12 protein-coding genes and 1 pseudogene are annotated in these 12515 nt (G+C 39.3%); 11 read left to right on the forward strand and 2 right to left on the reverse strand.

Features of this window, described 5'->3' with window-relative positions:
- The first annotated feature begins 64 nt into the window (after positions 1–64).
- Positions 65–1222: an MFS transporter gene (locus MHI46_RS06030; RefSeq protein ID WP_260775860.1), complete on the forward strand. Its 1158-nt coding sequence runs from the start codon at positions 65–67 to the stop codon at positions 1220–1222.
- A 79-nt stretch (positions 1223–1301) separates the two neighbouring features.
- On the opposite strand, the pseudogene lpdA reads toward MHI46_RS06030, so the two are convergent.
- Positions 1302–2697: pseudogene (lpdA, locus tag MHI46_RS06035) on the reverse strand (dihydrolipoyl dehydrogenase).
- Positions 2698–2861: 164 nt separating this feature from the next.
- Here lpdA and MHI46_RS06040 point away from each other — a divergent pair.
- The 4 genes from MHI46_RS06040 (at position 2862) to MHI46_RS06055 (ending at position 5963) form a co-directional block, all read left to right on the forward strand.
- Positions 2862–3431: a TetR/AcrR family transcriptional regulator gene (locus MHI46_RS06040; RefSeq protein WP_047202756.1), complete on the forward strand. Its 570-nt coding sequence runs from the start codon at positions 2862–2864 to the stop codon at positions 3429–3431.
- Positions 3432–3462: 31 nt separating this feature from the next.
- Complete coding sequence (locus MHI46_RS06045) at positions 3463–3882, forward strand: GNAT family N-acetyltransferase (protein WP_144491138.1); 420 nt, start codon at positions 3463–3465, stop codon at positions 3880–3882.
- A 129-nt stretch (positions 3883–4011) separates the two neighbouring features.
- Positions 4012–5145, forward strand: coding sequence for a Rap family tetratricopeptide repeat protein (locus tag MHI46_RS06050; protein WP_099663169.1), 1134 nt, complete (start codon positions 4012–4014; stop codon positions 5143–5145).
- A 368-nt stretch (positions 5146–5513) separates the two neighbouring features.
- Entirely contained in the window at positions 5514–5963 is a 450-nt protein-coding gene (locus tag MHI46_RS06055; RefSeq protein WP_260775861.1) for a GyrI-like domain-containing protein, read from the forward strand.
- A gap of 46 nt (positions 5964–6009) precedes the next feature.
- On the opposite strand, the gene MHI46_RS06060 is transcribed toward MHI46_RS06055, so the two are convergent.
- Positions 6010–6366 (reverse strand): hypothetical protein, encoded by a 357-nt coding sequence (locus tag MHI46_RS06060; RefSeq protein WP_260776083.1) that lies wholly within the window; start codon positions 6364–6366, stop codon positions 6010–6012.
- A 143-nt stretch (positions 6367–6509) separates the two neighbouring features.
- On the opposite strand from MHI46_RS06060, the gene MHI46_RS06065 reads away from it, so the two are divergent.
- The 6 genes from MHI46_RS06065 (at position 6510) to hag (MHI46_RS06090) (ending at position 12506) form a co-directional block, all read left to right on the forward strand.
- A complete protein-coding gene (locus tag MHI46_RS06065; protein WP_039177914.1) occupies positions 6510–7121 on the forward strand; it encodes a hypothetical protein in 612 nt (203 codons plus the stop codon).
- A 182-nt stretch (positions 7122–7303) separates the two neighbouring features.
- Complete coding sequence (gene alr, locus MHI46_RS06070) at positions 7304–8485, forward strand: alanine racemase (RefSeq protein WP_260775862.1); 1182 nt, start codon at positions 7304–7306, stop codon at positions 8483–8485.
- A gap of 102 nt (positions 8486–8587) precedes the next feature.
- Positions 8588–9430 (forward strand): DUF1668 domain-containing protein, encoded by an 843-nt coding sequence (locus MHI46_RS06075; protein WP_251180676.1) that lies wholly within the window; start codon positions 8588–8590, stop codon positions 9428–9430.
- Between the two features lie 78 nt (positions 9431–9508).
- Positions 9509–10111 (forward strand): hypothetical protein, encoded by a 603-nt coding sequence (locus tag MHI46_RS06080; RefSeq protein ID WP_251180677.1) that lies wholly within the window; start codon positions 9509–9511, stop codon positions 10109–10111.
- Positions 10112–10341: 230 nt separating this feature from the next.
- Positions 10342–11292 (forward strand): flagellin Hag, encoded by a 951-nt coding sequence (gene hag / locus MHI46_RS06085; protein ID WP_251180678.1) that lies wholly within the window; start codon positions 10342–10344, stop codon positions 11290–11292.
- 293 nt (positions 11293–11585) lie between these two features.
- Complete coding sequence (hag, locus tag MHI46_RS06090; RefSeq protein WP_251180679.1) at positions 11586–12506, forward strand: flagellin Hag; 921 nt, start codon at positions 11586–11588, stop codon at positions 12504–12506.
- The last annotated feature ends 9 nt before the right edge of the window (positions 12507–12515 follow it).

The raw sequence follows: 12515 nt of genomic DNA on the forward strand, positions 1-12515 counted from the left end.
TTGATCAATGGATGCAGCAGTTTTATACTCAAAGTAACCTTAACGAGATGAAAGAAGGGTATTGATGAAAAAAATATATTATTTAGCCGCTTTATTTTTAGCGGCATTAAACTTACGTCCCATCATTACGTCCGTGGCTTCCATGATGAGCATGATTCAATCAGAGCTTGGTGTAAACGCACTGACAGCAAGTCTTTTGACCACTTTGCCTGTCCTTTGTATGGGGGTATTTGCTCCTGTTGCGACGATACTCAGCCGGCGTTTTGGTTTAGAAAGAACGCTGTTTTTCTCAATTCTTCTTATCACGATTGCCACCGCACTACGTGGTACAAGCCAATCGGTTGCTATCCTGCTCATGACTGCGTTTGCAGGAGGTGTAGGGATTAGCTTCGCGGGCCCTTTATTGTCCAGTTTTATTAAAAAATATTTCCCGAGAAATCCTGGTATCGTCAGTGTGTATTCAATTTCGATGACGATAGGTGCAGCGCTCGCATCCGGCTTCACCATTCCGATTTATCTACGCAGTCAGCATCACCTTACGTTAGCTTTGTCCTGCTGGGCGATTCTAGGGGTGATTGCACTTATTCTATGGGTCGGTTTAGTTCGCAAAAATGAGCGGAGTGATCATGTAACTTTGCCGTTAAAATTGCCGTTGAGAAACAAAAAGGCCATTCAATTCACCTTGTTCTTTGGCTTTATGTCCAGTATGTTTTATTCTTTGACGGCATGGATTTCACCGATTGCTCTTAGCTTTGGAAACAGTCCGCAATATGCTGCCATGCTGCTGACCATATTTACACTTATTCAGATTCCGGTGGCACTACTTGTTCCAGCGGTCGTTACTCGATTAGGAAAACCGAAATTATTTCTCATCTTATGCAGTCTGTCTGAACTCATTGGCCTTATCTTTCTTCTTCTGCCAATGCCGATCTTGCCAGCCGTCATTTTCCTAGGTATGGGTGCAGGTGGATTATTTCCTTTAGCGCTTATGCTCCCGATTATGGAGACGAATACTCCAGAGGAAGCCGGAACCTGGTCAGCGATGTCGCAGATGGGCGGGTACATCGTGGGTGGATTCGGTCCGTTTTTCATTGGTTTGGTTTTCGATCTAAGCGGACATTTTTATGCTTCCATTGTGGCAATGCTTGTCATCGTCATGCTGATGATTGGCGTTCAGTTATCCATGAACCTTGGTAAAAAACGCGAAGTGGGATCCAATTAAAGATAAATTGAAATCGCCATAGCCTTCCTAAATAAATAGGCTATGGCGGTTATTTTTTTAGAAGCTGCACATGAACGAATTATCTTGCAAGATATTTTTCAACTTTACGGGTGGCCATTTCTGCAGCTTCCATGATCATTTCACCTAATGTTGGGTGAGGATGAATCGTCATTGCTAAATCTTCTGCTGTAGCGCCAATTTCAATAGAGAGAGCTAGTTCTGATATAAGAGTAGATGCTTCAGCCCCTACGATTTGTGCCCCTAGAATAAGACCAGATTCAGCATGGGCTACAATCTTCACAAAACCTTCTGGTTCTTTTAATGCAAGCGCTCGGCCATTAATGGAGAACATTGCTTTCCCAATGACAGTCGGAATGGATTTTTGTTTGCAATCCGTTTCACTTAGTCCAACACTCGCCAATTCTGGGCTGGAAAAAACAACAAGTGGGATCGCTTTATAATCTATAATTGAAGGTTTACCAGCGATTGCCTCTGCTACAACCTTCGCTTCATAGGAAGCTTTATGAGCCAAAGCAGGCCCCTCTGTGATATCACCAATTGCATATATGTGCGGGATGGATGTTCTGCATTGTTCATCAATTTCAATTCGTCCGTGAGAAGGAATAGACAACCCGATAGAATCAAGACCTAATGTTCCATCTGTATTCGGTTTTCTTCCTACAGTAATCAGTGCATATTCCGCTTTCACCGTGTAGCTTTTTTTCTGTTTCTCATAATGAAGATCAATTCCGCTCATACGCTGCTCGGCATCTGTGACGTTTGCTCCTGTAATCAGTGTGATTTTATCTTCTTTCAATTGACGAACGACAGGCGAGACAAGTTCACTTTCAAAGCCAGGTAATACATGATTGCCGCCTTCCAAGATGGTGACATTTGTTCCAAACCTAGCAAACATCTGTCCTAATTCAACCCCAATATAACCACCCCCAACTACGACAAGGCTTTTAGGGATCTCGGGAAGGGATAGAGCTTCAGTGGAAGACAATATACGACCGCCGAAAGGGAGTGATTTAATTTCAATTGGACGGGAGCCGGTTGCTAGTATAAGTTGTTTGAAGTTGATTTGCTTTTCACCTTTTTCTGCATGTTGAATGACCGCTGTATGCTGATCGATCAAGCTTGCATCGCCTTCCAGTATGGTAACTCCCGCTGACTTTAACAAAAAATTGTACGCCTCCCGCTTGTTTGTCCACAACCGCTTTTTTGAAATCTTGAGCTTCCTTGAAAGAGCCGCCTGATTGAAAACCACCCCATTGTGTGCGGAGCTTGAACCGCTCTGCTTCTGCTATTAGCGCCTTAGAAGGGATACAGCCTAAATGGGTGCATACTCCACCTAACTGATCACGCTCTACAATCGCTGTCTTCATGCCGAGATGAGCTGAACGTAATGCCGCCACATAGCCTCCCGGACCTGATCCAATTACTAATGTATCTACTGTGTCTAAATGAATCATTTCTTGCACCTCCAACTTTAAAATATGATGATCATAATATATTATAGTCATCATATTTTAATGAAGTCAATCCCATCTGAGTGAGGAAAGATGGATTTCAGTCAATTGACACAAGATAATATGATGAATATAATATTTTGATAAGAAGGAGGTTAGGTAGAGGAATGCCTTATCCGAAAGGTCATAAGTCAAAAGTGAGAGAGCAGATCATTGCAAGTGCTGCACGAGCATTTCGAACAAATGGCGTTCGTAATATCAGTTTGCCATTCATTATGAAAGGAGCAGGCCTAACTCATGGAGGGTTTTATGCTCACTTTAAGAACAAGGATCAGTTGGTGATAGAGACTTTTCATTTTGCTATCACTGATACGATCAAGCTGCTGCAAAGTGTTGCAGACAAGAAAGCAGACCAGCCTCGAATTCAGACGATCATTGAATTCTATTTAAGTTCGGTTCACCGTGATCAGACGGAGGTCGGCTGTATACTGCCTGCGCTGGCAGGAGAAATTGCTCAATTATCGCAAGAGGTACGGAATGCTTATACCGATGAATTGAAACGATTTATGGAGTTTATAGCTGATGCTGGAAACATAGATCTCTCTACGAGTTACGCACTAGTAAGCAGCATGATTGGTACAATTGCTCTTGCACGTGCTGTCAATGATTCGCAGTTCAGTGATCAATTGTTACTGGCAGGCATAATACAGGCAAAACGCGTTCTAGAGGCGAATTAACATTCAAATAAAAAACATAGGGGATGTTGCGATGTTGATTAGAGAAGCAAGCATAGAAGATTATCCAGAATTAAGACAAATCTATTTAGAATCCCGGCGCCAAAGTTTTCACTGGCTCAATCCAGAAGAACTCAATCTGCAAGATTTTGATCAAGATACGCAGGAAGAGCAAATTTTCTTAGCTGAGGAGAACAATAAAATCCTCGGATTCATTTCTCTATATGTACCCGATCGATTTATTCACCTCTTGTTTGTACATCCAGAAGCTGCGGGCCAAGGGGCTGGAGATCTGCTGCTCAAACAAGCGATAAACGTTTTGGGAACACCGGTCACCCTCAAATGTGTCTCCGAAAATCACAAAGCTTTATCTTTTTATCAAAAAAGAGGCTGGAAGGCTGTTGTAGAAGAAGGAGAACCTGGGGCAGAATACTGGGTGCTTATTTATGAATAGAAGTCTTTTTATCTTATCATTCGCATGGCCCTTTATAGGGCTTTTTTGCGGTTTCTTTTCGGTGTCGAATGGTTCATAAAATGATAATATATGTCATTATAGGGAAAATAGAGGAAGGGGTAAGGGCTGATGGAGAAAGTGCTTTCTTCTCACGTCGGTTTGAAAATCAATGAATGGTATTATCATATTCAAAGATTTAACGTACCGGACGCCGAAGCATATAAAGAGGAAATCAAATCAATGCTTGATCATATGGAAGAAAATCAAGATTTATTATTGTATTTCTCACTCATGGAGTTCAGACATAAATTAATGCTTGATTACTTGAATCCTTTAGAAAATGGGAAAGAGCGGGCTAACTTCAAGGAACTCGCAATGAAGATCAAAAGGGACCAAGAGAAATTAACAGGATTGCTCGAGTATTACTTCAATTTTTTCTACGGCATGTATGAATTTGAAAACTATGAATACCTAAATGCGATTACCTTCTATAAACGGGCAGAAAAAAAGCTGTCTCTTGTCAGTGACGATATTGAACGGGCCGAGTTCAATTACAAGATGGCTGAAATCTATTACCACATGAAACAAACCCACATGTCCATGCACCATATCGCACAGGCGATAGAATGTTATCGAGAAAAAGATACATACACAGTAAGAGAAATACAATGTTCTTTTGTGATTGGATTAAACTACATAGATATGGGCTGCCCCGAAAAAGCAATACCCCATTTTCAACACGCACTAGAAAAAGCCGCCGACAACTCAACAAAACGATTAAAAGGATCAGCACTCTATAATTTAGGGTTGAGTTATTTTCATCATAACGACCTTTCAATGGCAATTAAATATTTTAATGAATCTATTCATTCGTTTAAAGAACAAGGTTATGAGCATTTAAACAAAATTCTTGATCCGCTGGTCATGTTGACAAAATCATACTTTAAAAATGATCAGAGTGATTTAGGTTTATATGCATTAAACTATGGATTTGAATTAGCTGAAAAATTAAAGGATGATATTTTTATAAATACATTCATTATGTTGAAATCACTATATATAGATAACAATGTGAATCGTATAACAGAGTCAATGGCTTATTTGGAATCAAAGTCTTTTTTTGCAAATCTTGAAGATTTAGCGAAAGATGCAGCGAAGCATTATAATAAAGCAGGAGATATAGAACGCTCAAACGAATTTTACGAGAAGATTCTATATTTCCAACACCAAATTAAAAGGGGAGACTGTCTTTATGAAATTTAAGTCAGTAGCAACCGTATTTATAATTGTCAGTGTGTTAGGTGCTTTTAGCTATGTTTCGTCTAACGATATCCATAATGAAGCCCAAAGAGGACATACATCTAGTATCGGTTATTTTGCTTAAACTAAAAAAAGCCTTTTAAATGGCTTTTTTAGTTTCAATGTGCTAAGCCTTCAAAAAAATGAATAGTAATAGAAAGAGAGCGGCCTTTGTCCGTTCTTTTTTTAAAAGATTCAAATCTTGAAAAATATGTATTTTCCATCATACATTACATTATTTTTAATATCCTACTGCATTCTATTTTAAAGGATGTTACCGTTGGTTGTAAGGAATGATTGGCCAGTCTTCCAATAAAAATTGGAGGGAAATCATGAATTACAAAATTGAAATGTTAACGAATATGAAAATGGTGTATATGAGAAATATAGGATCATATGGCAGCAAAGAGAATCTTGAGATGATGAAGAGATTTAAGAAATGGATCAAGCAACACCAATTAAATGATGAATTAAAGGAATATGGTATATATGGTGTTCCTCAAGATGATCCTGGAAAAATTCCATCAGAAAAATGCAGATACGACCTCATGCTTATGACAAATAGAGATTTCACAAATGATCAAATGGTTCAGACTGGTCATTTTGAAGGGGGAAAGTATGCTGGGTTTACAGTGACACATACAACCGAAAAAGTGAGTTTGTTTTGGAGACAATTGCCTCAAATGATCCAACACAATCAATTGAACACGCGTCAGGCACCTATTATGGAGAGATATAGAGAAGAAGAAGGCGTGTGTGAGTTCTTACTACCTATCTTTTAAACACTTTATCAAACTTCAATGAAAACAGACCTCTTATGGTCTGTTTTCATGAATATGATATGTTTAAATATTCTACGACTCTTTCTTTTAAATATCGATATTGATCCTCATTCGTATCTTGAAATGCTTCTTCTCGATTCGAAAGTACATCCATATAAACGATTTCCTCAGAGAATTGTGAAGAAGTAAAGTCGATTCTTGTTCCATTCACTACGTTATAAAAGTGCCATCCGTTGGGTAACGCGGTCTTGTTTATTTTCCCGCCTAAAAGATCATGGACGACTAAAGAAGTAACGCCACATTGTCCATTGGCTGGGTTGTCTTTACTCCATTTTGAACTAGATTGAGAAGACCATGCTTTAAAAAGAGCATCAATGATTTCGTCTGTCGTGTAGAGGTTCATCATAATAATCCTTTCTATTCAAAAAGTGAAATGAATGTAGTATCTGTTTAGTCTATAGTAGATTTTTTTTCAATCAAAATCCAGATGCTATACTATGGCTAAACCAATATAACAATGAAGATTCATGACAGGAGGAGCTCGGTGTGGTATTCATCATAGGTATTGTAATCGCTTATATTGTTGCTATTTTAGGCTTTACTGTTTTCGTAGATGTAGGGAATGGGTTGGGGACGGCTCTCAGCATCATCGGGGGAATGGTCATTTTATTCATAGCTGGTAGATTACAAAGACAAAAAGAAAAGAATGGTCCAAACATATTATTAGATAAAATGATGATGCTTTTTCAAGAAGACGGATTTCAGGCTTCAACATACATCTTTTCACAAAATGTGGATAAAGGTTTTGCGATTGATGATGTGCGAAAGGTCATGCGCTTTATTACACATCAACCTGGCGGCTCATCTCGAAAATTCAGGTTTGATGTTACTGAGCTTTCCATGAAAGAGTTGAAACAAGTTGACATGTTAGAAGATGGTGTGCCGATTGAACAATCTGTTGAGAGTGATAATAATGAAGAGATCTCGACACTTGAATTGAGATTAACTATGAATGATCAGGAATCATCAACGATCACGCTCACCTTTCTAAAATTTGATGTGCCTGTTCGTAAGAGCACCGCAGAATATTTGATTGAACGAGAAAATCTGGAGGAGATTTATCATGAAATTGATTCAATGATGAAATCTGAGGATTAATGAAATGACTGTTCATAAAGAAGAAATCACAGTTTGAGGTGGTTTCTTTTTTTATGTCAATCAAGTCAAAGCTGGTCCAGTCATTGCGGTTGAATGTTTTTCTCAAAAATGAATAAAGATAGACTAGACACGAAAACGAACATTGATATCGAAATGACTCATGTGATGAGGAGGAAACATACATGCAAAAGCTTTGCAGGGAAGTCTGGATCGAGGTCAATCTTGACGCGATTAAAAGAAATATCGAAGCCATTCAAGCGCATATTCCAAAGAAAAGTAAGATCATGGCTGTCGTGAAAGCGAATGCATATGGGCACGGTTCCGTGGAGGTTGCGCGGCAGGCATTAGAAAGCGGTGCGACAGAGCTTGCAGTTGCCAGCTTGGAAGAAGGCATTGTATTGCGGAGAGCAAAAATTGAAGCACCGATTCTCGTCCTTGGATTTACCCCGCTCGACTGTGTGAAAAGAGCTGCAACCTGGAGAATTGACCTCTCCGGCCTTCGTGAAGACTGGATTGTTCAAGCAAATGAGATTTTAGCAGAAGAAGAAAGTCTGCCCCGGCTTGGGATTCATGTCAATGTCGATACTGGGATGGGACGATTAGGTGTACGGACAAAGGAAGAGCTGTTAGAGGTGGTGGGGGCGCTTGAAGAGAGTGAAAACCTGAGATGGGATGGAATATTTACGCATTTTTCCACTGCGGATGAGCCTGACCCTGATTTCACACTGCTTCAGCACAGCATTTTTATTGATTTTCTTCGTTTCTTAAAAAAACAAGGCATTACATTGCCCACGGTACATATGAACAATACAGCAGCTGCCATCGCGTTTCCTGAATTTAGTGCAGATATGATTCGGCTCGGCATCGGTCTATATGGACTGTACCCCTCGCAATACATTGAGAGTTTAGACGCTGTTAAGCTAGAGCCCGCTCTCAGTTTAAAAGCAAGGATTGCGTTCGTGAAGGAAATGGTGACAAAGCCAAGGACCGTCAGCTATGGGGCAACCTATGTAGCAAAACCTGATGAAGTTATAGCAACCATACCAATCGGTTATGCAGATGGGTATTCACGTGCTTTATCCAATAGAGGATTTATGCTTTTCCGCGGAAAACGAATGCCGATTGCTGGCCGAGTCACAATGGATATGACCATGATCAGTTTAGGAGAAATGAAAGCAAAACAAGGCGAGGAAGTCGTTATTTACGGTCGTCAAAAGGGCGGAGAAATTTCTGTCGATGAAATTGCTGAAATGCTCAATACGATCAACTACGAAGTTGTTGCCACTTTAAGCCGCCGCGTTCCTAGGTTTTATCGTCGGGGCGGGAAGATTATTAAAATATCGACGCCGGTGATGTATGTGTGAGAATTTCATCATAAAAATTGATTAATAATAACCTTTAATGACAAAAAAAGTAAAAATAAGGACGATAAAAGGAGGGAATGTCATGAACTGGAGGAAGAAAAAATGAAAAAAAGATTTTTACTATTTATCTTGGTACTTCTTTTAATAAGTACCATTAATCCATTCAAAGCGAATGCAGCTGAAAATTCAACTGGATGGACGAAACGAGCTGATTTACCAGAAGAACGTATTAATGCTAGTGTGGGAGTTGTTGATGGAAAGATTTATGTGTTTGGTGGAGCAAGTGAAAAAAGTAAATTAAACAACCAAACTTTTATGTATGACCCTAAGAAAGATGTTTGGGAAGAGAAAGCAAGTATGCCAAGATATAGAACAGGTGGAACATATGCTACTGTAGGTAAAAAAATCTATTTAATAGGCGGGATTAACGAAGATACTAAAGTAGCCTATAATACGATTGATATTTATGATGCAGAACTTGATCAGTGGGCTGAAGAACCGATTCAAATTCCAAGAGATCCTGTTTTTTCAACTTATAGCAAGGGAACTTTGTACGCAGTTGCAGTGAAAGAGAATATATATATTGTCTCTTCAAAAAACTCTTATAAAAATAATGTCTATCAATTCAACACTGCCACTGGTGAATGGAAGAGTTTGGACTCATCGGCTTTACCACCTCGAAATGGGAGAGCCATTTCTGCAATTGACGGCAAAATATATGTTGCAGGTGGAGAAAATTCGATTGGGCATAGTAGAGAAAGATCTTTGTTCCAGTATGATATTTCAACAGATAAATGGAGTATATTAAAAGATAGTGACTTAACTTCATTTGTATTTGAACCAGCCTACGAAACATATAATGGGAAATTCTTTGTTATTGGTGGACAGCGGACTGGTGATCGTTCAAGTGAACTGCTGAATAAAGTTCAAATTTTCAATCCGTAAGATGGTCAATTTAAAAATTCAGCGTATGATTTACCAGAAGGTAGAGTATCAGCTGTCGCAGCAATTGTTGAGGATCAATTGTATGTCATTGGCGGACGTGACTACTCATATTATATGGGGAATTTTTCTGCAAAAAGTGATTACAAATCAGTGATTTCTATTCCATTAAGTGACTTGCAAATAACTGAAGATGAAGCAAAGCCAGATGAAGATGCAACAGAAGAACCAAAAGATCAGGACGGAACAAAACCTGGTGATGGATCCACGGAAGAACCGAAAGATCAAGACGGAACAAAACCTGGTGATGGGTCCACGGAAGAACCGAAAGATCAAGACGGAACAAAACCTGGTGATGGATCCACGAAAGAACCGAAAGATCAAGATGGAACAAAACCTGGTGATGGGTCCACGGAAGAACCAAAAGATCAGGATGGAACAAAACCTGGAGAAGAAACTGCGAAAGGTATACTTTCTATAACCATGATCAATGGACTGCAAAAGGATTATCTGCTCTCAATGAAAGAAATCAACGATTTTCTTAACTGGTACAAAGAAAGAAGCTTTGGAATTGGTATGAACTTCTATGAAATCAATGATGAACACAATAAAGGTCCTTTCACAAGTAAGAAGGATTACGTTGTGTACCAAAATATCTTAATGTTTGATATCAAGCAATACTGATATTCAAAAACGATAGAGCTGCTGATAATAGATCAGCAGCTCTTATATTTGTAAAATTGTTAAAATTAGGATCAACGTCATGAAAAAATACGATATTTTTTTAAAAATCTGCTAAACATCCTATAATCACATCCGATAATAGAATTGTCAGGGTTGATAAGCCCTAGAATAAAGGACTTTTTTCAGACAAGGACGTCTGTCAGGTCCCACATACATGGAGGTAATAGGAAATGAGAATTAACCACAATATCGCAGCACTTAACACATTAAACCGTTTGTCTGCAAACAACGGTGCGAGCCAAAAGAACATGGAGAAACTTTCTTCTGGTCTTAAAATCAACCGTGCAGGAGATGACGCAGCAGGTCTTGCAATCTCTGAGAAAATGCGTGGACAAATCCGCGGCTTAGAAATGGCTTCTAAAAACGCACAAGACGGTATCTCACTTATCCAAACAGCTGAAGGTGCATTGACTGAAACTCACTCCATCCTTCAACGTGTTCGTGAACTAGTTGTTCAAGCTGGAAACACTGGTACACAGCAAGGTGAAGATTTAACTGCAATTAAAGATGAGATTACAGCGCTTGTTGAAGAGGTCGATGGTATTTCTAATCGTACTGAGTTTAACGGAAAAAAATTATTAAATGGTACGTTTAATGGAGTAGGCACACCTGGCACACCTGCAGATCCAGATGCTGGAACACCAGAAATCCCAGCAACTGAAGGCGCTGCTTTAGTTTTCCAAATTGGCGCAAATGCTACACAACAAATTAAGGTAAACATTCAAGATATGAGCGCTTCTGCTTTAGGCGTTACAGACGCAGATGGTGCAGTTGAGACAGGTAAGTCTGTTAAAGATATCGATGTATCTAAATTTGAAACAATTGCAGCTGATGACGATGGTGGTTTTGATGATCAGTTAGCAATCGTTGATGGAGCTATTAAACAAGTTTCTGCACAACGTTCTAAACTTGGTGCAGTTCAAAACCGTCTAGAGCACACAATCAACAACCTTGGTGCTTCTGGTGAAAACTTAACAGCTGCTGAGTCTCGTATCCGTGACGTTGACATGGCAAAAGAAATGAGTGAGTTCACGAAGAACAACATTCTTTCTCAAGCTTCTCAAGCGATGCTTGCACAAGCCAATCAACAGCCACAAAACGTACTTCAATTACTACGTTAATGAGAGGCCCCTTTATGGGGCTTTTTTTTATGCTTTTTTTCTTTGTTTTTTCTCCTTCTCCTGACTTATGATTCTTAAATCCCCCTGATAAATCATGAATAATGACCTTTAAATTTGGCATACTCTAGCGAAACGATCATATTGAATAAGACTTATCCCTTATTTATTCCTTTTATGTTAAACATTTTCCATTAAAGTTCGATAAATGGATTGTAAGGCTTACAAAAAAATTCTAATTTAGAACTTTTGGATAAGGACGTCCAATTGGTTCAAACACATGGAGGTCATTTAACATGAGAATTAACCACAATATCGCAGCACTTAACACATTGAATCGTCTTTCTACTAACAACGGTTCAAGCCAAAAGAACATGGAGAAACTTTCTTCTGGTCTTCGCATCAATCGTGCAGGGGATGACGCAGCAGGTCTTGCGATCTCTGAAAAAATGAGAAGTCAAATCCGTGGTTTAGAAATGGCTACTAAAAACTCTCAAGATGGTATCTCTCTTATTCAAACGGCCGAAGGTGCATTGACTGAATCTCATGCGATACTTCAACGTATACGTGAGCTTGTTGTTCAAGCAGGGAACACAGGTACACAACAGGAAGAGGATTTAGCATCAATTCAAGATGAAATCTCAAACTTGCAAGATGAGATTACAAGCATTTCTACTCGTACAGAGTTTAACGGGAAGAAATTATTAGACGGGACTTATTCGTCTAAGGGTACTGATGAAGGTGGTGAGGCACAAAGCCTTGTATTCCAAATCGGTGCAAATGCAACCCAACAAATTACACTTAACATTGAAAACATGGGTGCTTCAGTTTTAGGTACAGATGGGACTGCTGAAGGTGAAGATGGAGCTGGTTCTGTTGCTAGAATCGATGTGACAAAATTTATTAGTGCAAGTGGTGAAGATGGTGAAGAAGCCGCTGGATTTGATGCACAACTTGGTATTATTGAAACGGCCATTAAGCAAGTATCTGCTCAGCGATCAAAGCTTGGTGCAGTCCAAAACCGTTTAGAGCACACAATCAACAACCTTAGTGCTTCTGCTGAAAACTTAACAGCTGCTGAGTCTCGTATCCGTGATGTTGACATGGCGAAAGAAATGAGTGAGTTCACGAAGAACAACATTCTTTCTCAAGCGTCTCAAGCAATGCTTGCACAAGCAAACCAACAGCCACAAAACGTACTTCAATTATTACGTTAATGAAAAAGC

The organism is Bacillus sp. FSL K6-1000 (assembly GCF_038630785.1).
In the GTDB taxonomy this organism is placed as follows: domain Bacteria; phylum Bacillota; class Bacilli; order Bacillales; family Bacillaceae; genus Bacillus; species Bacillus safensis.